General features: G+C 67.7%; 20 protein-coding genes. 12 read left to right on the plus strand and 8 right to left on the minus strand.

Features of this window, described 5'->3' with window-relative positions; all coding sequences use genetic code 11:
* Position 1 precedes the first annotated feature (1 nt).
* Both BM127_RS14940 and BM127_RS14945 read right to left on the minus strand, forming a co-directional pair.
* On the minus strand, positions 2-304 hold the full coding sequence (locus tag BM127_RS14940) for a metal-sensitive transcriptional regulator (protein ID WP_091199724.1): 303 nt from the start codon (positions 302-304) through the stop codon (positions 2-4).
* A gap of 108 nt (positions 305-412) precedes the next feature.
* On the minus strand, positions 413-1225 hold the full coding sequence (locus BM127_RS14945) for a glycerophosphodiester phosphodiesterase family protein (RefSeq protein ID WP_198554285.1): 813 nt from the start codon (positions 1223-1225) through the stop codon (positions 413-415).
* 130 nt (positions 1226-1355) lie between these two features.
* Between BM127_RS14945 and BM127_RS14950 the strand changes: the two genes are divergently transcribed.
* A complete protein-coding gene (locus tag BM127_RS14950) occupies positions 1356-5300 on the plus strand; it encodes a Pls/PosA family non-ribosomal peptide synthetase (RefSeq protein ID WP_231263446.1) in 3945 nt (1314 codons plus the stop codon).
* Positions 5297-6577 (plus strand): M1 family metallopeptidase, encoded by a 1281-nt coding sequence (locus BM127_RS14955; protein ID WP_091199728.1) that lies wholly within the window; start codon positions 5297-5299, stop codon positions 6575-6577. Before BM127_RS14950 ends, BM127_RS14955 begins: the two co-directional genes overlap by 4 nt.
* Here BM127_RS14955 and BM127_RS14960 read toward each other — a convergent pair.
* Both BM127_RS14960 and BM127_RS14965 read right to left on the minus strand, forming a co-directional pair.
* The gene (locus tag BM127_RS14960) at positions 6543-6947 is read right to left on the minus strand and encodes a 4'-phosphopantetheinyl transferase family protein (RefSeq protein WP_091199730.1); all 405 of its coding nucleotides are present in this window, start codon (positions 6945-6947) and stop codon (positions 6543-6545) included. The two genes, BM127_RS14955 and BM127_RS14960, sit on opposite strands and share 35 nt — an antisense overlap.
* A gap of 107 nt (positions 6948-7054) precedes the next feature.
* The gene (locus BM127_RS14965) at positions 7055-7441 is read right to left on the minus strand and encodes a tetratricopeptide repeat protein (RefSeq protein WP_091199732.1); all 387 of its coding nucleotides are present in this window, start codon (positions 7439-7441) and stop codon (positions 7055-7057) included.
* 142 nt (positions 7442-7583) lie between these two features.
* Between BM127_RS14965 and BM127_RS14970 the strand changes: the two genes are divergently transcribed.
* The 6 genes from BM127_RS14970 (at position 7584) to BM127_RS14995 (ending at position 13037) form a co-directional block, all read left to right on the plus strand.
* Positions 7584-8726 (plus strand): LLM class flavin-dependent oxidoreductase, encoded by a 1143-nt coding sequence (locus BM127_RS14970; protein WP_091199734.1) that lies wholly within the window; start codon positions 7584-7586, stop codon positions 8724-8726.
* The gene (locus BM127_RS14975) at positions 8723-9391 is read left to right on the plus strand and encodes an FMN reductase (RefSeq protein WP_091199736.1); all 669 of its coding nucleotides are present in this window, start codon (positions 8723-8725) and stop codon (positions 9389-9391) included. Before BM127_RS14970 ends, BM127_RS14975 begins: the two co-directional genes overlap by 4 nt.
* Positions 9388-10212, plus strand: a complete 825-nt coding sequence (locus BM127_RS14980) for an SCO6745 family protein (RefSeq protein WP_091199738.1) — start codon at positions 9388-9390, stop codon at positions 10210-10212. The genes BM127_RS14975 and BM127_RS14980 overlap by 4 nt, the downstream gene beginning before the upstream one ends.
* Before the next feature lie 35 nt (positions 10213-10247).
* The gene (locus BM127_RS14985) at positions 10248-10673 is read left to right on the plus strand and encodes a VOC family protein (RefSeq protein ID WP_091199739.1); all 426 of its coding nucleotides are present in this window, start codon (positions 10248-10250) and stop codon (positions 10671-10673) included.
* Between the two features lie 46 nt (positions 10674-10719).
* On the plus strand, positions 10720-11286 hold the full coding sequence (locus tag BM127_RS14990; RefSeq protein ID WP_091199741.1) for a TerD family protein: 567 nt from the start codon (positions 10720-10722) through the stop codon (positions 11284-11286).
* Between the two features lie 407 nt (positions 11287-11693).
* Positions 11694-13037, plus strand: a complete 1344-nt coding sequence (locus tag BM127_RS14995; protein WP_091199743.1) for a hypothetical protein — start codon at positions 11694-11696, stop codon at positions 13035-13037.
* Positions 13038-13182: 145 nt separating this feature from the next.
* On the opposite strand, the gene BM127_RS15000 is transcribed toward BM127_RS14995, so the two are convergent.
* A complete protein-coding gene (locus BM127_RS15000; protein WP_091199745.1) occupies positions 13183-14037 on the minus strand; it encodes an AbiV family abortive infection protein in 855 nt (284 codons plus the stop codon).
* Between the two features lie 262 nt (positions 14038-14299).
* Between BM127_RS15000 and BM127_RS15005 the strand changes: the two genes are divergently transcribed.
* Both BM127_RS15005 and BM127_RS22320 read left to right on the plus strand, forming a co-directional pair.
* On the plus strand, positions 14300-15826 hold the full coding sequence (locus BM127_RS15005; protein WP_091199747.1) for a hypothetical protein: 1527 nt from the start codon (positions 14300-14302) through the stop codon (positions 15824-15826).
* Between the two features lie 284 nt (positions 15827-16110).
* Positions 16111-16248 (plus strand): hypothetical protein, encoded by a 138-nt coding sequence (locus BM127_RS22320; protein WP_157829555.1) that lies wholly within the window; start codon positions 16111-16113, stop codon positions 16246-16248.
* A 519-nt stretch (positions 16249-16767) separates the two neighbouring features.
* On the opposite strand, the gene BM127_RS15010 is transcribed toward BM127_RS22320, so the two are convergent.
* Positions 16768-17922 carry a hypothetical protein gene (locus BM127_RS15010; RefSeq protein WP_091199749.1) on the minus strand — a complete coding sequence of 385 codons (1155 nt, stop codon included), beginning with the start codon at positions 17920-17922 and terminating at the stop codon, positions 16768-16770.
* Positions 17923-18140: 218 nt separating this feature from the next.
* On the opposite strand from BM127_RS15010, the gene BM127_RS15015 reads away from it, so the two are divergent.
* Positions 18141-18917 carry a DUF4145 domain-containing protein gene (locus BM127_RS15015; protein WP_101228854.1) on the plus strand — a complete coding sequence of 259 codons (777 nt, stop codon included), beginning with the start codon at positions 18141-18143 and terminating at the stop codon, positions 18915-18917.
* A gap of 334 nt (positions 18918-19251) precedes the next feature.
* Positions 19252-22065: an ATP-binding protein gene (locus BM127_RS15020; protein ID WP_091199752.1), complete on the plus strand. Its 2814-nt coding sequence runs from the start codon at positions 19252-19254 to the stop codon at positions 22063-22065.
* A gap of 299 nt (positions 22066-22364) precedes the next feature.
* Here BM127_RS15020 and BM127_RS21895 read toward each other — a convergent pair whose 3' ends face one another.
* Positions 22365-22898 (minus strand): hypothetical protein, encoded by a 534-nt coding sequence (locus BM127_RS21895; protein WP_139227746.1) that lies wholly within the window; start codon positions 22896-22898, stop codon positions 22365-22367.
* A 548-nt stretch (positions 22899-23446) separates the two neighbouring features.
* On the minus strand, positions 23447-24649 hold the full coding sequence (locus tag BM127_RS15025; RefSeq protein ID WP_157829554.1) for a glycoside hydrolase family 16 protein: 1203 nt from the start codon (positions 24647-24649) through the stop codon (positions 23447-23449).
* Positions 24650-24795: the final 146 nt, after the last annotated feature.

Here is a 24795-nt window from a genome sequence, read left to right on the forward strand (position 1 = left end):
TTCAGGACTTCACGAGGCGGGCGATCGCCTCGGAGGCTTCCTTGAGCTTCTGCTCCTGCTCGGCCCCGCCCTGGCGGGCGGCGTCGACGAGGCAGTGGGCCATGTGGTCGTCGAGCAGCGAGAGCGCCAGCGCCTGGAGCGCCTTGGTCGCCGCGGACACCTGCGTGAGGATGTCGATGCAGTACTTCTCGTCCTCGACCATCCGCTGGATCCCGCGCACCTGCCCCTCGATGCGGCGCAGCCGCTTGAGGTGGGCCTGGACGGCCGCGTCGTTGCCCTCGAGGTGTCCGTGCTGTTCGTTCATACCTCGACCATACCCCTAGGGGGTATCTGTTTCAAGCCGGGGTCGTCCGCCCGCCCGGGGTAGTCCAGTGAGGGATGGTCGTGATTTGGCCAGAATGGCAGCCAGAACTCACTGGACTACCCCGGCGGGAGGGGCCGGTCGTACGACGCCGGGCCGGGACCACTGCCCCCGGCTGATCAGCACGTCGCGCAGCACGTCGGGGCGGTCGGTGATGATCCCGTCGACCCCGGCGTCGAGGAGCGTCCGCATGGTGGCGGGGTCGTCGACGGTCCAGACGATCACACGGATGCCCATCTCGTGGGCGCGACCGATGACGCGTTCGGAGTGGATCGGCATCCGTCCGAGCTTCATCGGCACGTGCGCGAAGGCGCCGCGCCCGGGGCCGGCGCCGAGCCCGACCGGACGTACGCCACCGCGCGAGCACGCGATCAACGTCGTCAGCGACCGCCAGCCGAGGGCCGTCGTGACTCCCGGGGCCTCGTCCTGCAGCCGCCGCAGCCACTTGCTCCAGGCGCCGGCCACGCAGATCCGCTCGGCCCAGCGGGGGTTCGCGCGCAGCAGCAGCGCCATGGCGCCGATCGACGCCTCGTCCTTGAGGTCGATCGCGAACCGCGCCTGGGGGAACGTTGCCATCGCCTCGGCGAGCGTGGGGATCCGGTCGGTGCCGTCCACCCGGAGCCGACGCAGGTCGGCGAGGTCGAGGTCGCTGACCCGACCGGCGGCCCCGGTGACCCGCCGCAGCGTCGCGTCGTGGAAGCAGACGACGTGCCCGTCGCGGGTGGTCTGCACGTCGGTCTCGAGGTAGGTCAGGCCCAGCGCGGTGGCGCGGCCGAAGGCGGCGAGGGTGTTCTCGGGCGCGAGGGACATGCCCCCGCGGTGCGCGATCGCGAGCGGTCCGATGTGGTCGCCGTAGCTGGTCACGACCTCAGGATGGGAGTCGTCAGGGTCCACGGGAAGCGCGAAGGCGCCCGATCGACCACTGTTCACCCAGCCTTCGTCCGGCGTGCGTCGCCGACACCTGCTGGACACCCGGATGCCCCACAATGCGCGCGTGCCGACACTCCTGCCCGCCCTGCTTGCGAGCGAGCGAGCGGCCGCACCGCGCACCCTGGTCGACATCTTCCGCGAGGTCGTCGACTTCGCCCCGCAGAGCCCCGCGGTCGACAGCGGCGTCGCGCTGCTGACGTACGCCGAGCTGGCGGAGGCCGCGGACCGGGTGGCGGCGGAGCTCCACGAGGCGGGAGTCCGCGTCGGTGACAAGGTCGGCATCCGGATCCCGTCGGGCACGACCGACCTCTACGTCGCGATCCTCGGCATCCTCGTCGCGGGTGCGGCCTACGTGCCGGTCGACGCCGACGACCCCGACGAGCGCGCGCGGGTGGTGTTCGAGGAGTCCGGCGCCGTGGCGGTCATCGGCAACGACCTGCGGATCGAGCGGCGCCTCGGTTTCGACACGGCTCGTTCCTCGCCTGCTCAACCAGCGGCGCCCGATGTCGACGACGACGCGGGTTTCGACACGGCTCGTTCCTCGCCTGCTCAACCGGCGGCGTCTGGCCCCGGCGTCGACGACGACGCGTGGGTCATCTTCACCAGCGGGTCGACGGGCAGGCCCAAGGGTGTCGCGGCGACGCACCGGAGCGCTGCGGCGTTCGTCGATGCGGAGTCGCGGATGTTCCTCGCCGAGGAGCCGATCGGGCCCGGGGACCGGGTCATGGCCGGGTTGTCGGTCGCGTTCGACGCGAGCTGCGAGGAGATGTGGCTGGCCTGGGCCCACGGCGCCTGCCTGGTGCCTGCGCCACGCTCGCTCGTACGCAGCGGGGTGGACGTCGGGCCGTGGCTGGTCGCCAACTCGATCACCGTCGTCTCGACCGTGCCGACCCTCGTGGCGCTCTGGCCTCCGGCGAGCCTCGACGAGGTGCGGCTGCTGGTCATGGGCGGCGAGGCCTGCCCGCCCGAGCTGGCGCAGCGGCTGCAGCGCCCGGGCCGCGAGGTGTGGAACACCTACGGACCCACCGAGGCCACGGTCGTGGCCTGCAGTGCCCTGCTCGACGGGTCGGACCCGGTCCGGATCGGCCTGCCGCTGGACGGCTGGGACCTGGCCGTCGTCGACGCGCACGGACATCCGGTGGCCGAGGGCGAGAGCGGGGAGCTGATCATCGGCGGCGTCGGCCTCGCGCGCTACCTCGATCCCGAGAAGGACGCCGAGAAGTACGCCCCGATGCCGACCCTCGGGTGGGACCGCGCCTACCGCTCCGGCGACGTGGTGCGCAACGACCCGCTCGGCCTGGTGTTCGCCGGCCGCGCCGACGACCAGATCAAGCTCGGGGGCCGGCGCATCGAGCTCGGCGAGATCGACGAGCAGCTGCTCCGCCTGCCGGGCGTACAGCAGGCGGCGGCTGCGGTCCGGTCGACGAAGAGCGGCAACTCGCTGCTCGTCGGCTACCTCACCATCGACGCGTCGTACGACTCCGTCACGGCGCAGGAGCTGCTCCGGGGCCGGCTGCCGGCCGCGCTCGTGCCGCGCCTCGCCGTGGTCGAGTCGCTCCCGACGCGCACCAGCGGCAAGATCGATCGCGACGCCCTGCCGTGGCCGTTGCCCAGGACGGCGAGCCCTGCGGTGGGGCTGAGCGACACCCAGCGCTGGGTCGCCGACATCTGGGCGGACGTGCTCGGCGCCGACGTGACCACTCCGGAGGACGACTTCTTCGCGTTCGGCGGCGGCTCGCTCACCGCGGCGCAGGTCGTCAGCCGGATCCGCGAGCGCTACCCCGAGGTGGTGGTCGGCGACGTGTACGCCCACCCGACCATCGCCGCCCTCGTCGACGCGCTGCCGGCCCTCGCCGGCACCCAGGGGGTGGCCAACCGCGACGTGCGACCGCTGCCCCTGAAGAGCCAGGTGGGACAGCTGCTTTGCCTCGTGCCGCTGCGCGCACTCGCCGGCCTCCGCTGGTTGAGCTGGCTGCTCCTCGGGTCAGCCGTCGCAGGGCCGATCCTCGACCTCGACGGTCTCCCGCAGGCGCCGGCCTGGGTGCTGGTGCTGACCACGTGGTTCTTCCTCGTGCCGCCCGGGCGGATGACCCTCGCCGCCCTCCTGGCCCGGCTGGTCCTCCGGCCGCTCACGCCCGGCGAGCACCCGCGCGGCGGGAAGATCCATCTCCGGATCTGGCTGGCCGAGCAGATCCAGGACGAGCTCGCGGCCACGTCGCTCGCCGGCGCCCCGTGGTTCCCCTACTACGCGCGCCTCCTCGGCAACACCATCGGCCAGGGATCCGACCTGCACACCCTGCCGCCGGTCACCGGCCTGCTGACCGTCGGCAAGGGGGCCGCGATCGAGCCCGAGGTCGACCTCGCCGGGCACTGGATCGACGGCGACGTGATCCACGTCGGCCCGATCACCGTCGGCGCCCGCTCGCGGATCGGTGCCCGCTGCACGCTGAGCCCGGGAGCGGTCGTCGGCAAGGACGCGGAGGTCGCGCCGGGTTCCCTCGTCGAGGGCACCGTCCCGGCGGGCGAGTTCTGGGCGGGCTCGCCCGCGCAGCAGAGCCGCGCGGAGGCGCGAGGCCCCTGGCAGGGGGCTCCGACCGGACGTACGGCCAGCACCGAGAGCGTCTGGCTGGGGCTCTACGGCGTGATGGCGGTGCTCATCGCCGCCCTGCCCGCCTTCGCCGTGCTCACCGGCGCACTCGTGCTGCTGCCGGCGGTGCGCGAGGCCGACGGGCTGGGTGACGTCGTACTCCGGGGGTTGCCGTGGCTGCCCCTGGCCGGGCTCGTCGGCTACACCGCGCTGATCCTCATGGTCTGTGCCCTGATCCGCGTGCTCGGCGCGGGCATGGAGGCAGGCGTGCACCGGGTCCGCTCCGGCACCGGCGTGCGGATCTGGAGCACGCTCCGGGTCCTGGACGAGGCGCGCACCTGGCTGTTCCCCCTCTACGCGAGCGCGCTGACGCCCACCTGGCTGCGGATGCTCGGTGCCACGGTCGGCCCCGGCGTGGAGGCCTCCACCGTCCTGCTGATCCCGAAGTTCACCACCGTCGGCGAGCACGCCTTCCTCGCCGACGACACCCTCGTCGGCTGCTACGAGCTCGGCGGCGGGTGGATCCGCGTCGACCGGGTCAAGATCGGCAAGCGGGCCTTCGTGGGCAACTCCGGCATGGCCGCCCCGGGGCGCAAGGTGCCGAAGGAGTCCCTCGTCGCCGTCCTCTCCGCGGCGCCTGCGCGGCAGGTCGCGAAGGCGGGGTCGAGCTGGGTCGGCAGCCCGCCGACCCGCCTGCGGCGTACGGCCGGCGCCTCCGACGACACCCGCACGTACGCCCCGCCCACCCGCCTCAAGGTCGCGCGCGGGCTGGTGGAGACGCTGCGGGTGGTCCCGCTGCTCCTGCTCCTCCTCCTCCACGTGGGCGTCGCCCTCACCCTGCTCGCCCTCCTGGCCGCGAGCCCGCTCGCAGCGGTGCTCCTGGCCGGTCCGGTCCTGATCGTCGCCGGGATCCTCGCGGCCCTGGTGACGGTGGTTGCCAAGCTCGTCCTTGTCGGTCGGCACCGGGTCGGCAACCACCCGCTGTGGTCGTCGTTCGTCTGGCGCAACGAGCTCGCCGACACCTTCACCGAGGTGCTGGCGGCGCCGTGGTTCGCCGCCCCCGCGCGCGGCACCGTCGCGCTCAACGCGTGGCTGCGCCTGCTGGGGGCGCGGATCGGGCGCGGGGTCTGGTGCGACTCCTACTGGCTGCCCGAGACCGACCTGGTGACGTTGGACGACGGCTCCACGGTCAACCGCGGGTGCGTCGTGCAGACCCATCTCTTCCACGACCGCGTGCTCAGCATGGACACGGTCACCCTCAAGGCTGGTGCGACCCTGGGGCCCAACAGCGTTATCCTTCCGGCCGCGACGATTGGTCGGCACGCAACCGTGGGCCCGGTTTCTCTCGTGATGCGCGGAGAGGGGGTCCCCTCACGCACCTGCTGGATCGGCAACCCGATCGGCCCCTGGGAGGCACCATGAGCGAGTCGTACGTCCCCGACCACGGGGACGACTCCTTCGACGTCACCCACTACGCGCTGGGGCTCGCCTACAAGGTCGTCGGCAACCGCCTCGACGGCGACGCGGCCCTGTCGTGCGTCGCGCGCGCCGACGCCACGAGCGTCACCCTGGACCTCGCCCACCTCCGCGTCTCGCGCGTGCTCCTCGACGGCAAGCCGGCGCGCTACTCGCACCGCGGCTCGCGCCTGAAGATCACCGCCGGGCTCGAGGACGGCCAGGAGTTCGAGCTCCGCGTGAAGTACGGCGGATCACCGCGCACCCTCAAGGCGCGCCACCTCGACGACGCGGGGTGGGAGGAGCTGACCGACGGCGTGATCGTCGCGGCCCAGCCGCACGGTGCCCCGACGTGGTTCCCCTGCAACGACCGTCCGAGCAACAAGGCGACGTACGCCGTCACGCTGGCCGCGCCGACCGACTACTACGTCGCCATGTGCGGCCGACTCACCGACCAGCGTCGGCGCGGCTCCGTCACGGAGTGGACGTGGGAGATGGCCCAGCCGATGGCGTCCTACCTCGCCACCGTGCAGATCGGCCGCTACGAGGTGCGCGAGCTGGACCACGGCGTCGTCGTGATCGCGCCGCCCGACCTCTCGGGAGAGGCGTACGACGCCTCGTTCGGCCAGCAGCCGGCGATGATGTCCTACTTCGAGTCGGTCTTCGGCGACTACCCGTTCGACGCCTACACCGTGGTCGTGACCGACGACCCGCTGGAGATCCCGCTGGAGTCGCAGTCGCTCTCCACCTTCGGGCGCAACTTCGCCTCGGCTGACTGGGACGCCGTGCGGCTGGTCGCCCACGAGCTGGCACACCAGTGGTTCGGCAACGCGGTGACGCTGACCGAGTGGAAGGACATCTGGCTGCACGAGGGCTTCGCCTGCTACGCCGAGTGGCTGTGGTCCGAGGAGTCCGGCGGCGACAGTGCTGCGGACTGCGCCGCACACCACCACGCCAAGCTCGCCGACCTCGACCAGGACCTGCTGCTCGCCGACCCCGGCCCGGCGCTCATGTTCGACGACCGCGTCTACAAGCGCGGCGCGCTGACCCTCCACGCGCTGCGCACGGCGGTCGGGGACGACCAGTTCTTCGACGTCCTGCACGAGTGGGTCGAGCGGTTCGGTGGCGGCAACGCGACCACGGTCGACTTCGAGGCGGTCGTGGAGGACGTCACCGGTGAGTCCCACGCCGACCTGTTCGACGCGTGGCTCAGGGAGCTCCCGCTCCCGGCCCTGCCGGACTGACGGCGACGACGTAGCCGGGCGGTCCCGGCAGGTCGCGCCACGACTCGGCAGCGAGCAGCACGTCGACCATCGGCGTCGCGAGGCCGGTCCCGCGACGCTTGAGGACGGCCTCCTTGCGCGCCCAGGTGCGGCCGCGGTCCTCGTCGGTGCCTGCCCGCTCGCCGTCCGCGAGCACCAGCGCGGGATCCCACCGGTTCGCCACAGCCGCCACGGACTCCACGTCCACGCCCACCGGCTCCGCGGAGATCACGGTGACCAGGTGTGGTCCGGATCGCGACAGCGAGACGTGGTGGTCGCGCCCGTCGACCCTCAGCCAGGGGCGTCCGTGGGAGGAGGAGCCGCACCGGGGGCACAGCCGACCGGTGGTCACGGTCGGCCGTGCCCCGTCGGGCTCGCGCAGGAGCTCGACCGCGTGTGCGGTGAGGGCCTCGTCCGCGGCGGTGTCGACGGGGTGCCACCGGACGCTGGGTGCGGGCGTCAGATCTGGTACCCGCCGAGTAGCTCGGCCAGCCGCAGGTGCGGCTGCGCCTCGTCGCGACGGCCCTTGCGCTGCAGGGCGCGACCCACGAGGAGGTGGGCGTACGGCTCGTTGGGGTCGTGCTCGAGCAGCTCGGTCGCGACGCGGATCGCGCCGTCGAGCTGGGCGGAGTGGTAGAGCGAGCGCGCCAGCAGCAGGCGTACGTCGGTCAGCTCGTGCCCGACGTCATCGACCTCGCTCAGCAGCTCCTTCAGCAGCACCGCGGCCTCGCGGTAGGCGCGCTCCTCGAAGAGCGCCTGGGCGCGGACCCAACGGTCGTGGGCGGTGTCCTCGAGCAGGCCCGCGTGTCCTCGCAGCAGGTCCTCGAAGGGCGTGAAGTCGGTCATCGTCGCTCCTCTCGAGCGGGGTCGTCCTCCGAGCGTGCGCCCGGCACCACCCCCAACGCGGTAACGGGGCCCGGCGATTCCACGGAATACTGAAGGGACCAGCACCGTTGGAGATGATACAAACTTCAACTAGGAGGATCTCATGCAGTTCGGCATCTTCAGCGTCGGCGACGTCACCACGGACCCGACCGATGGACGCACTCCGTCCGAGGCCGAGCGCATCGCGTCGATGACGCAGCTGGCGCTCAAGGCCGAGGAGGTCGGGCTCGACGTCTTCGCGACCGGCGAGCACCACAACCCGCCGTTCGTCGTGTCGTCGCCGACGACGCACCTGGGCTACATCGCGGCCAAGACCGAGAACCTCATCCTCTCGACGAGCACCACGCTGATCACCACCAATGACCCGGTGAAGATCGCGGAGGACTACGCCTTCCTGCAGCACCTGTCCGGCGGCCGCGTCGACCTGATGATGGGCCGCGGCAACACCGGCCCGGTCTACCCGTGGTTCGGCAAGGACATCCGCGACGGCATCAAGCTCGCGGTCGAGAACTACCACCTGCTCCGCAAGCTCTGGCGCGAGCCGGTCGTCAACTGGCAGGGCGAGTTCCGTACGCCCCTGCAGGGCTACACCTCGACGCCCGCGCCGCTCGATGGCACGCCGCCGTTCGTCTGGCACGGATCGATCCGCAGCAGCGAGATCGCCGAGCAGGCGGCGTACTACGGTGACGGCTTCTTCCACAACCACATCTTCTGGAACAAGGAGCACACCGAGGCGATGGTGAAGCTCTACCGCCGCCGCTTCGAGCACTACGGCCACGGCGCCGCCGACCAGGCGTACGTCGGGCTGGGTGGCCAGGTGTTCATGGCGTCGACCGAGGCCGAGGCCAAGCGCACCTTCCGCCCCTACTTCGACAACGCCCCGGTCTACGGTCACGGCCCGTCGATGGAGGAATTCACGAAGATGACGCCGCTGACCGTCGGCACGCCCGAGCAGGTCATCGAGCGCACGCTGGGCTTCGCCGACTACGTCGGTGACTACCAGCGCCAGCTCTTCCTCATCGACCACGCCGGCCTGCCGACGTCGCTGGTGATGGAGCAGATGGAGATGCTCGGCACCGAGGTCGTGCCCGTGCTCCGCAAGGAGTTCGAGCGCCGTCGTCCGGCCCACGTGCCCAGCGACCCGCCCACCCACACCTCGCTCGTCGCGGCCGGTCCGGACGCCCCGCACCACCTGGTCGAGCCCGCCCGCGCCCGCGCCGAAGAGCTCGCCCAGGCCCAGGCATGACCCATCGCGTCCTCGTCGTCACCGCGGGGCTGACCGTCCCGTCGTCGACCCGCCTGCTCGCCGACCAGCTCGCCGAGGCCACCTCGGCGCAGGTCGGCGCGCGGGGCGAGTCGGTCGAGGTGGAGTACGTCGAGCTCCGGGAGGTGGCCGGCGAGCTGGCCACCTTCATGACCACCGGCGGCATCCCGACGCCGCGGCTCACCGAGCTGCGCGAGCGGGTGTCGGCGGCCGACGGGCTCATCGCGGTCACGCCGGTCTTCAACGCCAGCTTTAGCGGGCTGTTCAAGATGTTCTTCGACGCCCTCGACCCCGACGCGCTGACCGGCACTCCGGTGCTGGTGGCCGCGACGGCCGGCAGCGCCCGGCACTCGCTGGTGCTCGACCACGCGATGCGGCCGCTGTTCGCCTACCTCCGCGCGGTCGTCGTGCCGACGGGTGTGTTCGCGGCGACCGAGGACTTCGGCAGCCACGGGCTGTCCGACCGGATCACCCGCGCGGCGTCGGAGCTGGCGTCGCTGGTGCTCAGCCAGGGCGACTACGGGGTCGGCGGGTTCGCTCCCGACCTCGCCGCCCGCCCCCGTCGTACGCCCGGCACGCAGGTCGAGTCGGACGTGACGCCCTTCGGCGACCTGCTGCGCGGACACACCGGCTCCGACCCGCGATGACCGTCCCCACGCCGTTCTGGCGGTCCGTCGAGACGCTGAACAACTACGTCTACCTCGTGCCCGAGGCAGCGAAGCACTACGCGTCGGTCGGGCTGAAGGGCTCGTGGATGGGCTACTTCGCGTCGCGGGCAGCGCCGTTGGGAGCCGCCTCCCCGGAGCTCGTGGTTGCCACCTTCCACGGCTTCGCGCCACACCTGGTCCACCGCGCGCTGCCCGACGCGTGGGGCTTCGCGTCGCCCGAGGCCGTGCTCGGCGCGCGGCTCGAGCTCGCGACCCGCGTGCTGGGCCGGGCCGTGACCGGCGAGCAGGTCGCGCCGCTGGCGGACGCCCTCACCTCGATCATCGAAGGGCTGGACCTCGCGGGCAAGCCGCTGGCCGCGGCGCACGCCTCGCTCGAGGAGCCGGTGGACGACCTCGAGCGGTTCTGGCTGGCCAACGCCGTGCTGCGGGAGTTCCGCGGCGACTGCCACATCGCGGTGCTCCTCACGCACGGCCTCAACGGCGTCGACGCCAACGTCCTCAACGTGGCGGCCGGTCGTACGTTCCCCCAGCAGCAGGCGCTCCGCGGCTGGAGCGACGACGAGTGGGCCACGGGTCAGGACCGGCTGCGCGAGCGCGGCTGGCTCGACGCTGACGGTGCGATCACGCCCGCGGGCACGGATGCGCGCAACGAGCTGGAGGACGCCACCGACCGCGCGTGCGTCGGCGGCATGAGCGCCGAGGCGATGGCGCAGGCCACTGAGATCACGGACGACATGCGCGACGTGGCCCGCGCTCTTCGTGCGTCGCTGAAGGTTCCGCCGGCGGCGCCTGCTCGCTAGCGTGAGGGCTCCTGACCCAGGCGAGGAGCATCACGATGTCGATCAACCTCAACCCCTACCTCAACTTCCCTGACGCCCAGGCGCGCGAGGCGATGGAGTTCTACCAGTCCGTCATGGGCGGTGAGCTCACCATCATGACCTTCGGCGACATGGGCACCGAGGGCCCGCTCGCCACGCAGGTGATGCACGGCCAGCTCGAGGCACCCGGCGGCATCGTGCTGATGGGCGCCGACGCCCCGCCGGAGATGGTGCAGGTGACCTTCGGCGACAACGTCTCGGTCAGCCTCTCGGGCGGACCGGAGGACGGCGAGACGCTGCGCGGCTGGTTCGCCGCGCTGTCGGAGGGCGGAGACGTACGCCAGCCGCTCGAGGCCGCGCCGTGGGGTGACGAGTTCGGGATGCTGAAGGACCGCTTCGGGATCGGCTGGTTGGTCAACATCGCGGGAGCGTCGGCGTCCTGACAGTCCCTGTACGTTCGGGAGCACCGCCCAACCGGAGGAGCGACCCGTGATCGAGCTGACCCAGGGCCAGGAGCTCACTCTTGCCGCCGAGGACGGGAGGACCCCGACCAAGGTGCAGATGGCCGTCGGCTGGGACCACAACCCGACGGCCGGCTTCATCTCCAGTGGCGCGCCGCCGATCGACCTCGACGCCTCGGCCGTGCAGTTCGCCGGCGGCGCGTTCTTCGACCTCGCCTTCTTCAACAACCTCGCGACCCGCGACGGCTCGGTGGTCCACCTGGGCGACAACACCACCGGCAAGGGCGAGGGCGACGACGAGGTGATCGACGTGGACCTGAGCCGGGTCTACCCCAAGGTCGAGTCGATCCTGTTCCTGGTCACCAGCTATCAGGGGCACTCGCTGGAGTACATCCGCAACGCCTATTGCCGGCTCATCGACGACGACGGCACCGAGCTGGCCCGCTTCACCATCACGCTCGGGGTGAGGGAGACGGGGCTCGTGATGGCGAAGCTGTTCCGCGACGGGTCGACCTGGAAGCTGCGGGCGATCGGGACGGGCATCGCTCTCAAGACGCCGACGGACTCGATGGAGGCTCTGCTGCCGTTCGTCTGAGGGTAGCGACCGCGCTGCAGCTCTCGTGGTTTGGTGAAGCCGAGGCTGTCGGCTGGCTGCTTCGCACGTCGTAGTCAGCGGCAAGGGCGCGTCTCACCGAGCTGCTGCACAGCGCCCAGAATGCAGCGCCTTCGCTCCGCTGCGAACCACCCCAGATCAGGCGCATCTGCTGCGCGCGAGCGCACGAGAGGTCTGGACAGGACCTGGCGTACTGGGCGCCGAGGCTCATGCTCAACTGGGCGAAGGCCCTGCGGCGGAGCGCCAACCCAGCGGTTCTCCTCATTCGATCCCACAGTCGAGATTCGGCCCCTTGTCGGTGGCACTGTCCACACTAGAGCCGTGGAAATCGAACCTACTCGAATCATCGGCGCCGGCGTGCAAGCCGAGACTACTGCGGGGGCGGCCCGATGAACTCCAGCACGAACGAGACCTCAGAGTTCGACCACGACGCGTTCTTCGCGCGCCTGCCGGCGCAGGCCAGACCCACGCCGGTCGACGATGACACCTATGAGACTCCGCTCGACCTTCTCAAACGCGTCACCAAGTTCTTCGTTGACTCTGGCGACTTCAACGGACTCGTTGTTGGCGAATCGACCAAGCTCCACGAGAACGCCGTTGGCCTCATCAATGACGGCCTCGTTCAACTTGTCACAAACACGGACTACGTCAATATCCACATCCGGCCCTGGTTGCGCGGCGATGTCGAAAGGCAAGTGGAGGAGCTCGCAGACGTTGCGGCCGGGGGGAATTCAGGCTGCCTGTATCCCACCGCAAAGGCTATGGCCGCACTACACCCCGAACTGTCGGACGCGGAGCGCCCATTCCGCGAGCGCCTGCTTCAGGCAGGAGGGGGCACGCTGGACGTCGCCTATTTCGAGCTCACCGCTGTCGAGGGCTATCTGAACGACCCCGACTTCGAGTTCGTTCTCGGCGATAGCGGGTTTCGCTTTGCTGACGCGCCGTGGTTAACGGACGACCTCGACTACGACAATCTCACGCTGCTCAAGGAGGCAGGATTCGCCTACGACCGAACAGTCGATCCGCTCGGACCCGAGCCCATCAAGCGCTACTGGGCGGCTCTGCTGTGCGACCTTGCCGAGCTTCCACCATTGCACCAGCAGCGGATCCGAACCTATGAACTCACGAACCCTGGGCCTGAGGTCATACCTCACCCCATCTGGTGGCGACGGATGATGGGCCACTGGCCCGAGCATATCGGACCCTTCACTCGCATTCTCACCGAGATGAATGCGATCAACGAACTCTGGACCCTGGCGTTTGGCGCCGACCTATTCACCTCCACTGTGCGACCTCAAAACTGGGGGTGGCTCCTGCGCCCCAGCACTCGCGAGTGGGAAGGCTTTGTCCTGACGACCTGCAAACTCCTTCTCGACGGCATCTCGAGCGCAGGTCTGGCTGCCGCGAACGCGCCAAAGAGGAACGACAACGGAGACAGTCTCGGCAGCTTGATGCGGCTCCAGGAGCTCATGGTTCGGCAGACCGCGCATCTGGAATTGAACGTTCCGCAAGCACTCGCTCCACTTCACGAGGTCAGACTGGAACGCCAGAAGCCTGCTCACAAGACCAACCAGAACCTTCGGGACCCCCTCATCTTGAATCATCAGCGGGACCTACTCGGGAGGCTCGGATCTGCGATCGGATGCATCAGGTACTTCGTGATGGGTCATCCGAAGGTCTTGGCCGCAGAATGGCAGCCGCCCGACCTTATCGACGCGTGGCTGTCGGTTTGAACCGCTACCGCCCCCGGGTCACCGCCTCACTCAAGCGGTTGCATGCGCCTCGATTGCGGACAGTGCGTCCAGCGACTTGCAGCCTCAGGGACGAGAAGAAGCGGGGTCTTGGATTGGACAAGCCTCTGTCGGACCAACGATTCCTTTAGTCGGACCTCGGGCCCTGATCACGCTCGAGGCTTTCGCGGAGGCGGATGAGTTCGCGGGTCTCAGCTTCGTACCCAGGCTTGCCGAGGTTGCTGAAGGGTGACCGGTCTGCTCCGGGTGGGTCGAACCTGTATGCGGCGTTGTTCAGTGGGACCCCCGGAGTTCCCCTGCGCATCTGCTCCTCGACTTCTCGCATGATGCGGGTGAGTTCGGGGTCGTCGGCGACGTCCAGGGTTCGGTCGAACAGTCCCATGTCTTCGTCGGTGACCGGCGGCGTGCCGGCTTCCTGTTCGTCTTGGCGTTTGCCTTCGATGTGTTCACCGAGGCGGAGCTGCCACCCGATCTGGTGCACGTGGGAGATGACCTCGAACAGGGTCGCTTCATCGGAGACGTCTGTTGGAGCCATGACTTCGCCGGTCTTGGACAGTTCGACGTAGAAGCCACGCATCTTCAACCGGTCTTGCTTCTTGGTCCAGGTGCGGATGGTTCCGAGGTAGGCAGCGTTCGCCGTTGGGTCGGAGGGTTCGGTGTCGAACCAGTAGAGCTCTTCGACGAGGAAGTCGTGGACCTTCTCGAGCTTGCGGCGGTGACTGCCCCACAGTCGATCCAGTGCTTCGCACCTGAACGGTTCGCCGTTGGGGGCTTTGGCCATCTGGACTCGGCGCTCGTGGACGGCGATGGCTTTGCCGGACTCTTCCATCCCGAGGATGACGAGCGACCTTGCGAGCGGCACCTGGCCCTGCTCAAGAACGGTCAAGGCCGTGGTGAGGAGGGTGTCGGCGTTCGCGAGCAAGGCATCCACCAGCTCGACAACTTGGACAGGTGTCAGGTCTGGCAGCTCTCGGATGTCCATGAGCCCAGTTTGCCGCCGGCCCCCGACAACCGTCGGTAGCAACGGGCAGGATGGGGGCGTGCCCGACGCAGAGGAGACCGAACACCCAAGACCGACCGACTCGACCGTGCGCGAGTTGTACGCGCACGCGTTCTCGTGCGCGTTCGATGGTTGCGGCGAGTGGTTGTACAAGCAGGTGGAGGGTTCAGCGCAACGGGTCCTGAACAGTCGCACTTCCCACATTCACGCCCGCAGCCCTGGCGGTCCACGGTGGTTGCCTGGAATGACGTCGGACGACAATCGGGCGCCGGAGAACCTGCTGTTGATGTGCATTGCTCACTCATACGAGATCGACACCGACGAGAGCCGGTTCCCGGCCACGCTGCTCCAGGATTGGCGGGCGGAGCAGGTGCGGGAGTACGAGGAGTTCCGTCAGGGCTGGGTCCTGAGCGAAGCCCAGGTGGCAGAGGTCATCGAACTGTCTTTCGGGTCCCCAGTGATTGCCGCACCAGTCATCACCGGGATCGTCGAAGCAGTAGAGGTGGCCGCCCTTCGTGCCATGTCCACGCGCAGCGGACCGGAGGCCGCTGCTGCGGCTTGGCGTACGTACAGGAACCACATTCGAGGCTCGGGTGCCGGCCGCGACCCTGCAACCGGCGAAATCTTGTACGCCGAGCCCGGGCGCGCGGATAGGGACCGCTACGCGGACACAGTCCGAGACCAGCTCAACGCCGTCCGAGCAGTCCTCGAACCCCTTACGGACGACGTCCAGGCGAAGACCGCGACCGCCCGCCACACCAACCCCGCAACCGCACCATGGTGCGGCTGGGTCACCAGGTCTGCCGCAGAGCTCCTCGCTGCAGCATCCAACTGGCCGTGGGCACCGCCGTACGAAGACAACGACCGTCTCAACGAGGCGGTCGCTGAACTCCGCGCATCGGCCAGCGCGCTCGCAGCAGCCCTACGCGGCGAAATCCCCGCCTCCGCACCTGGACCACCGGCCGAGCCCGAACCGGACCCCGTTGCCGTTGCGTTCGAGGACGCAAAGGCACGACACCTCGAAACCCTCGAACGGGCCCGCGCATACGCCTTCGTCGAAGGAAACCCGTACAACCCGGCCCTCCGAGCCGAAATCGCAGACGCCGCTGGCGACGTCGTCTTAATATGGCCGGTTTGGTACGTCCTGGAGTACCGCCTCGACACCGCAGCCCGAGTTGCAGCCACCCTCACCAAGAACGCAACCGACGCCGAGGTCGCCGCCGCCATCACCGAAGACACGGCACGTCGCCCACTCGCAGCCGCCACCGCGCTACTCGCCGAGCTCTGGCGCGAAATGAGCGACACCGGTCGCACCGACCTCGCCGACCAAGCCCGCGACGCACTCCTCACCGAACTACGCAGACATGACTGGAGCAGCAAAGAAGGCTGGATCGACAACACCATCAACGGCCGCCCCACGTTCGACTACTGGACGCACTGGACAACCCCGGGCGAACCCAGAACGGTTCTCACAGACGCCCTCCTCGCCTCCCCCGAACGACTCGAAGACATCGTCCGCGTCGGGGGCGAATGGATTCAGCACCAACCATCCTTCGGTGAACCGGGTCCCATCTCCGCCGTCCTCGAATACCGCGACAACCTCCCGACCTGGTTCCCGACCGAAGCCGTGGTCACGACTGCAGCCATCCGCTACCCCCACGTCGTCCCAGCTATCTCGAAGTTTGACCGAGGCGCCGGACCCGAAGCACCTCCGATTGAAGGCCTCATCGCACACGTCCTGCGACTCGCCAACGAAACAGAAGCCTCGTGACCGAACTCGTGGCTGCTCTGTACATCCTCGGTGCCACAACCACCATCTACGGCGTCACCGCCGCCTAGCGACGAGCCAAGAAGCAAAAGGCCGCCTACGACGCCGTCAAAATCCGCAGCGACCAACTCAAAGACCCGACCTTCACTCACTTATACGAAGCTGGCAAAGGTGACAATGAAACAGCCGCCCCCAGTCCCAAAGCCCCGGTCGACCCAAACCGGGCCGAGACCTCGAACCTCCTAGCAACCATCGGCGTCACCGACCCTCCGTCAACCTGGGACGACATGCGCTTCCCCGCCGAGTACTGGAGCCGGCGCGCAGCGCTCACCGACGCACTCCTCGTGTTCAAGACCGACGGACTCCTGGCACTCTCCGGGGTCGTGATCTCCACGGTCGCATCTGTCATGTCGCTCTACATCTGAAACAACGCCCGACCAGGCCCAGGGGCCTGTGTCACAGGCCGTGTGCCTGACGCCTCCCGAGCCGTCTGGATCTGTTGCGAAGAGTGCGTCGTTTCGCCGCGTGCCGGGAGCGCCTCTACGGGCGGCGAGGTTGCAGCTACTTCTTGGGCTTCTTGGGCTTCGGGACCGGTGCGGCAGCGCGGGGAGCCGCGCGCTTGCCGGCTCGACCGTTCAGATGCCCCTTGCCCTTGCCGTTGCTCGCCATCAAGCAAGTGTCGAACCCGAGGTCGCAATGCGCAACGATCGAGGCGCAAAGTTGTGCGAGTACACGATGCTGCATTCCGCCGCGTTGTATGCACGGGTTGGAAACTGGTCAGACTTCCGCCGCCCACGTACAAGCCTGCGGGCCGCCTGCCTGGCCGGCCGCGCACATCCTGCGCACCAAGGTCGCCCGCTCAGAGTCACCCGGGCATTCGGTTTGGGGAGAAGGCTGCGGGTTCGAACACGGAGTGCACTGGATGGAAACGCACTCGGCCTGGCCTACGAAAAGGCGACGAAGTACCGGGAGGCGCCGGCCATGATGTCGATATCGGCTCCGTAGTTCTGACCAGCGACCCAGCGCGCAGTCGACCACGGCCCCTGCAGGACCGAGCTGCTGACACCGGGCGGCAGCCAGTAGGTGGCCTCGATAGCTTCCAGACCGGTGATGTGGATGTGATCGACTACGAGAACGCCGACGATCTGCGGCGACTGGGGGGTGGTGCTGGGCTGGCAGCCAGAGCGTTCAGGCGTGGACCAGAGTGCATTGGCGTCCACTGGCCGGTCCCACCCCATTAAGGGCCGGGCGCCGTACAGTGCGTCGGCGATGGTCGCACTCGACGCCATCCCGTTAGACACGTCGAGCACCACTACTAAGGGCTCGCCCAGACGACGGTGCTGGTGCCGCTTCTTCGATAGCGCGTTCCGGATCGACTCCACCGTCACTGGGCCCGAGCTGAACCGCTCGACGATGGTGCTGATGATCGTCTCGGACGCCGCCCCCGGCGCCAGCGGGTGTGCTTCGAGATCGACCGTCCAGTCGTCGAAGCCGAGGCGGGCGCTTGGCACGGCGTAAGTGCTGGGGTTCGACTCGAGCTTGGCGCGTTCGACGAGCGGGTCGAGGCTGGCGAGCCAGCCTTCGACGTCGCGCCGCACCCGCTTGACCGAGGGCATGTTCGCGCCGCTGTGCAAGGTCGCGAGCAGCGAGAAACGGCCGCAGTCCAGTTGGTTCAGCTCCTGCAGCACCTGATACTTGCGCTGCCGGTCGCCGTGCTCCGGGCCACTTTCTCCGATGCGTGTCACCTCTAAGTGAAGGCCGATAGACGAGAGTCTGTAGTCCGTCTTGCCGTCCGGAGTGGTCGGCTCGACCTCGATGTCCGTCCAGCCGACCTCGAGAAGGCCCTGATGCACCACGAGCTCGGAAACGGTGTCCTTCACCCGGCGGTCATCGCTGTCCTTCAATCTCGAGACCACGTCGCCTCGGTTCTCGAACGGCAGCGCGGAGACCATCCGGTCCAGCTGGTCGCGTACACGGTCGTCGCCAGGGAATGCCGAGCTCTCCAGATACGACCACATCGACTCGCCGACGCGCCGGTTGCGGCTTGCGGTCCGCGCCATCGCGGAGAAGAGTGGTGCCTGCCCATCCGTAGCGACCATCGCACGACCGTAGCGTTGAGCGGCGGGGCTGGCGATCGAATTGGTGGCGCACCACCGTCGCGCTGCGCCGACAGCGGGTCGGCCTCCTCCTGCTCCAGGCGAGCGTCTTCCCTGGCCGCCCGGTGGAGGATCTCCGGCTGCTCCTGCTTGAGCTTGTCCATGACCGTCCCCCAGACTCGGCTCTGGCGACACGTCATCGAGTGCCGTACGGTCCTCTGGTGGCCAAGCCCATCAGCGCACTCGTGGGTTGGTTGGACGAGTACGACTGGCCAAAAGTCTCTTGCCCGACCTGTGGCGAGGGCGGCCTCGACTTCGTCGAGAAGAGCATCACAACACTCGAAGACGTCGAGTCCGCTGCCAAGCAGGAGTCCTACAAGCAAGGCCTGGCGGGCCCCGAGGAACTGAGTGGCACGTTCCACGGACACCTAATCTGCGACAACAGCTCGTGCCGCGACGCCGTCGCGATGGCCGGCGATTGGGGCCTGTGGGTCAACGACGGCATGTACCCCGAGCGCGGGTCGTTCGGCAGCGTCTATCGCATCCGGTACCTGAATCCGCCCCTCCGGCTGATGAACCTTCCAGACAAGACGCCGCAGAAGGTTCAGGACTGTGTTCAATTCGCTTCGTCTGTGCTCTGGGCCAGTCCAGCGTCCGCTGCCAACCAGCTTCGCCAAGCGGTCGAAGAACTACTCACTGCCAGGAAGGTCAAGCGCTTCGTAGTCAACGCCCACGGCAAGCTGAAGACGGTCCCGCTTGATGCTCGCATCGCGATCTTTGCTAAGACTCACCCGGCGGTGGCCGAGACCTTGATGGCAGTCAAGTGGATCGGCAATAGCGGCTCTCACGACAACGATCTGTCCGCCGAGCAGGTGCTTACGGGAGCCGCCATTCTGGAGGCAGCCGTCAAGGGGCTCTACGACAAGACCGAGTCTGAGCTGAAGGCCACGGTGAAGGCCATCAACAAGTCCAAGGGATTCCCCAAGACCAAGGACTAGCGAACCACGCTCACGGAGACGAATCAGCGTCAACGCAACCACTCGACATGGCCAAGTCCGGGTGCGCGCTCAAACCGCGTGCATAGACCTCGTGAGTCAACACCGCAAGCCAATCTTCACCCAAGGCGAGATGTGTCACTTCGCCACCTTCGCTGCTCGAAGCATCGAGTCATGCCGAGGGTTGGGCCAACGGCGGAGCTATTGGACTACGGCGACCGCCCAATGCACCCGTGTTGTCACCCAGGAATGAGAAGCCGTCTCAAGACCAAGCGAGTCCTTCCACGAATCCGCTGGCCCCTTCGGCATCATTGGAGATGGTCTACGGGGGGTCGCAATGCAGTTGTACGGACGAAGCCGCGAGTTGCTTCAAATGCAGACGGCTGCGGCGCCGCTCACCATCGTCTCGGGTGACTCGGGCGCGGGGAAGACGGCGTTACTGGGAATCGCGGCGTCGGACGAGTCGACAGCTGCGGTGCACTCCTCTGTAATCACTTTGCAGCGCCGCGCCGGGAGTCTCCAACTCGCTTTGATGCAGGCTCTTGCTTCCATCTTGGAGGCTCGCGCCGCCGAGGAGGGAAGTCTCGAGCGGCTCAGTCGGATGCTCGCGCGGGCGTCCACAAAGGTCGTCGAAGCGCGGCTCCGCGACTTGGCCATGGGTGCCTCGGCGATGCTGTTCGGATGGGTCAAGGACAAACTCGGGGACACCGTGGGGTGCGCACTTGAGGATCTCGCCCATGAGCTCGCCACGACCTCGACGGACGAATTCGCGGCGAGGATCAGCGCCGGGGCTGACCGTGACGTTGTGGACACCTTTCTGGCGCTGGCTGCCGAGATTCAAGCCTACGTTGGTGCGCCGTTGGTGCTGTCCCTCGATGGCGCTGAGCGTCTAGGTGAGGACGACCGCCGCATACTGCTCGACATTGCGAGTGCGCCGCTGGGGCCGGTTCGCCTGCGGGTCGCGCTCGCGCTTGCGAGTGAGGATGCGTCAGCGTGGGCGCTCCAGCTCCGTGAGGTCGGCGCTGCGGACGTGCGCTTGCACGGGCTCGACGCAGACGCTGTGTCGTCTTGGGCCGACGACTCGGGCGTGCCGATAGACATCGGGCGGATGATGCGAGTGACCGGCGGTATGCCCGTTTACGTTGACGCCGCCCTGGCGCACGTGAGCCAAGGTGGCGAACTGCGCGAGCTGCCGATCGGGGAATCGTTTCAAGCGCAGACTGAGGCTGCGTTCCATCGTCTCAGCAGGGACGCGCGACGGGCGTGCGTCGTGCTCAGCGCGCTGTCGGAACCGCCAAACACCGACGAGATCGTCGAGCTGCTGGGGGTCGAGCAAGACGCCTGGCTGCAGGTGCGGCGAGACCTTGAACACGCCCGTGTCCTCGCAACGACGGTGGACGGCCTCCCTTGGTTTCACGACCTTCGTCGGCGCGCGATCTGGGAGACCGTGCTCAATGACGATGAGCGGCGCAGCGCCGCCCACCGTGTGCTGGAGTACGTCATGGACCGCAGTCGTGCGGATCAGGTTTCAGTGCGGCACGCGGTCGACCTTGCGCGACTGAGCTGCCTCGACCCGGTGTTCTGCGCTGAGAATCCGGGGCTGCAAGCCGTCCTCGAAGCTGACGTCATGGAACTTCGGATCCTGGTGTCGGTTATGGAGCTGGTCATGCCTGGCGACCAGCAAGCGATCGACGCCGCGTCGGCACTCGAGCACGCGCGAGAGACACTCGGCGCCCGCGGCGACCTGGTGGCTGTGCTCCGTGGCCTAGTTGACCGCGGCCTTCTGGTCATGGCCGAGAACGAGCACGCGGCAGTAGTCATACCAGCCTGGTCCTCGGCCGCATCGTTACTGGCCTGCTTGGGCCGCGGAGCTGATGAGTTGCCCAGGATCCCGGTGCCGCGGCTCGCAACGGCGGTTTTCGATAGCGTGCTGCGTTCCGCACTCGGTCCATTTCATTCAGGGCACTACGGGGTTGGTCAACCACGCGTGAGCGGGTTGGGTGAAATGCTTCGCGATCTTCAGATGGACCGGTCTGGAGACACGGTGACTGTGAGGACGCTCCACGGCCTGACCATTCGGCTTCGTGCCCAAGGCGTCTCGGTCTACGGCGCAATCGGTTTCGAAGACGCCGCGGATCGCGACCACGCGTTAACCCAGATCCGCGATGCCGTCGATTATCAGGACTCGATCACGCTGGACGCGCTTGCCCCTTGGCCGTGCGACGCTCCGTTGCCGTCCTCGCGTTTCGTGGACGCGTGGGGCCTGCTGACTAGCACCTCGCGGCGCGCGAACACGCCCGCATCGAGCAACTCAGCGGAGCCGGTCCGGGACATCCTCGAGAGGTGCCGCCTGCTCTACACCGCCATTCGCAACGCAAGTGATGACACCACCAGGTCGGCCTTGGGGCTGGAGCGGCCGCGAGGCTACGTGTTGAGCCGAAGCGACCGACAACTGATGTATGCCGAAGTTTCAGGGCTGGACAGAGTCATTGAGGTGGCATCAGCTGCCGTTCCCACTCCCTTCTTCGGTGTCCAGTCGCCCTTTGTCCGCGTCGAGCTTGCCGAGTCTGCAGGGCTCGACGGGACTCAGCGCGTTGGAGTCATGCACTATCGAATGGGACTCGACACCGATGACTTGATGGCGAAGGTCATCGAGGGCACCGCGAACGACTTGAAGAAGTTCAACCAGGCGCAAGGACTCGCCACGCAACGTCCACTTCTCCGCCTCCCCGCTCGAGTGCAAACCATTCACGAAGCTGTTCAGGGAGCACTCGACAGGCTCAGTGCAGATGCGCTCGCGATCGCCGAAACGGGCGCCGTCCGTCCGCATAGCGACTTCTCTCCGTACCGCACGATGTACCTACTGGTCCGAGTGCCTCCCGACGAGCCGAGCTGGGTGTTTGGAGCTCACGGTTCACTGACCAGCACCAGCGCGCCGGCGACCGATCGCAATAGCGTGCACGTCATTGTCGAAACCGACGCAGACCCCGAACCGCGTCCGTTTATCGAAGAGAGCCAGGAACTCGCGCGAGCCTTTGGCCTCGACCCCGAACTCGACACCTGGTCCAGCGGCGACTTGATCAGCGGACTGTCAGAACTCCTTGGCATGGGACGCGATTGGTCCAACCAGGTTCGACTCGAGGCCGGTTGACGGCATGCCGGGCGGGACACCACTCAGCACGGTCGGCTGTGCTGGTTCTGACACGGCACTGCTGCACGTAGCCAGACTTAGCCCATTCCGCCGCGATCGACCGCCAGATGTTTAGCGTGAGTTCGGTCGCTCGCTCCACACTCACCGACTCATCGCGCTGACCTGGGAAGATGCACTCCTCGGGAAGGTCCAGCGTGTCAGCTTAGTAGGCGGGCGCTGATGCGTCCGGGGCGAGGGGGTGACCGCGCCTGGCCGAGTGATCTCGTGCCCAGGCGCCTGCCGAGGGCGAGGAGGCCTGGCTAGGGCTGCGCGGCTCGTTCTCGCTCTAGTTTCCGTTCCCATTTGCGCGGAGCATCCTTGATCATGCGCGCTTCATATTCTCCCCAGTCTGCTGGGCTTGAACGCCGACGTCGAAGCCACTCGATCCATCGGATCCGGTTTACGTCAGCAATCGTCAGCCTGGTCAGATCGCGCCTATACCGCTCGATGTTGGCGTACTCCGTTCCATTGACACCATCCCAGTTTGTCAATCTCATGTCGAGTAGAAGAACTCTTCTGATAATGTGCTTAGGCGCATAGAACTGAATCTCCGATACCGCGCTTTCATACGCAGTTCGCACTGAGCGGTCGGAGAAGCTGCCGCCGCCGATCGCTATGAGCCGTCCCGTCAGCGCGGAGAGGTAGCGGACGTAGGCGTCGTTGCGCCGGTCAAGCCTGCGGCGGCGGCGCTCACGGGCGGAGGTCCACAAGCCTGTGATGAGCACCGCCACAAGGGCACCGCTCACGGCGACGAGGGCGCCGTAGTCGTCCAAGAAGCTAATGATTGCAATCACCGTTCGTGCCTAGGTTCTCCGCACGTTGTCGGAGGTCTTTGCTGGACATGACACTCAATCCGAGGTTGCCACATCCTTTCATTTCGCGGTGCACCACACGATTGACAGCGCCAACTTCGGCAGTGCATGCCCCGTACGGGTCTGCTGATGGGCCAGTGCCAGCACGACCTAGCCCATTCCACCGCGATCCGGCACGTCCCAAGACGAGCGCACACAGGTAGATTCGGCTTCTGTGCGGTTGCCGCTGCAGGCACTCAGGCCACCACCACGTTCCCCATCGGAGGCGCAGATGGCGTACCTAGTCTTTGGCGGGTTCCTGCTCTTGGTGGTCGTGGCGGCCTGGATCTCATCCCGACAGGGACGACCCCTGAACGGTTGCTGCGCACCGGCTGATCCCCGTGACGATCTGCGGATGCGGGCCGCTTACACAGACGATGACGTGCCATCGTCCTAGCTGGTCCACCAAAAGGTCATAAATGGATGAGTTACGTCCATCCGCCGTGATCGCTCGATGCCCGTCCCTCACGGGGTGGGCATTGCCTCGCCGGTCACCGCGCCCACACGCGCACCCAGTCCACCGCCGCGGTCTGACCGATCCCTTCGGGGGTCAGCTTCGCCAGGTTGTAGTCAGAGGTCAGCATGGACAGCAACAGGTACTCCGGTGCCTTCGACACCGCCTGCGTCTCCCTGTGGAACTCGCGCCCGTCGACACGGAAGACGTACGCCGTGGGGGTCCACTCGACGCTGAACACGTGGAAGGCGTTCCACCACTCATGCGTGGCAGGCATCAACGTGTTCGCGCGGGGGTACAACCCGCCGCGCTTGTAGTGCTCGCCATCGGCACCGTAGTAGTGCACGAACGATCCGATGGTGGACCCGGCCTTGGAGGCGCCGAAGTACTCAACCGCGTCGATCTCGGTGCCGGCGGTTGGATCGCCCGGCGTGTACCAGTTCGTGGGTTGGAGCCAGAAGCTGGCGTGCATGCCCTTGGAGCGGTGCATCTTCATCCGGACGGCGGCGTAGCCGTAGGTGAAGTCGAACTTCCCACGGGTGTAGAGCTGGGTGTTCAGCATGTAGGGGTGCGACCCGGAGTTGCCGTTGAGCTGCCACTCGCACGCCTGGCCCGCGCGGGCGCTGTCGTAGGCCACCCCCATGTGCAGCACGCCGTCGCTGACGGTGCGCGCGAGGGGGGAGAGCTGCGAACACGCCCGCATGTACGCCGGCGCCAGTGTCTCCTGGTCCGACCACTTGGCGTGGTCGACCTGAGCGCCCGAGAAGTCGTCCTTGAACAGGACCGTGAACCTCCGGCCCCTGACCGTGTTGGTGGTGACCCGGGTCGAGCCCGAGCCGGACAACGTCACCGCTCGGTAGCGGCCCCGGCCCCGGGGCAACGCGAAGACGGCGCTGCGTGTGCGATGCAGCCTGGTGCGGGCGATGGTCTTCCAGGTGCCGACCGTGTTGCGCTGCAGCGCAACCCGCTGGCCCTTCCGTGCGGAGGGGAACTCAGCCAGCACCTGCGTGCTCCTGCTCGCCGCGGCGGGCCGACGACCGGGCTGCGAGATCGCGGGCCGCACGGTCAGGCGCCCTGCCGCGGCGGGCCTGCTGGTGGAGTACGCCGTGGTCACCGGCGCGAGGTCGGCGGACGGGGTCACGGCAGTGGCGTTGCCGGGGACGCCGGCGACGGCCGTGAGGAGGAGCGCTGCTGCGAAGGCCGTTGCACCGAGGACGGGTCGCACGAGGGTGGACGACACAGGGGGATTGTTCCTTCTCGGAGGCATGCAGCGTGACGAATCGAGCGAATCCCCCGGGGCCGCCTCTCCAGCGGCACGCGATGAGGCTGGGGCGACGGCTCCGCGCTGTCGAGCATCGGCGGATCAGTGGGGTCGTAGGTTAAGAC

The sequence above is a fragment of the Nocardioides alpinus genome (genome assembly GCF_900112035.1).
GTDB classification, from domain to species: domain Bacteria; phylum Actinomycetota; class Actinomycetes; order Propionibacteriales; family Nocardioidaceae; genus Nocardioides; species Nocardioides alpinus.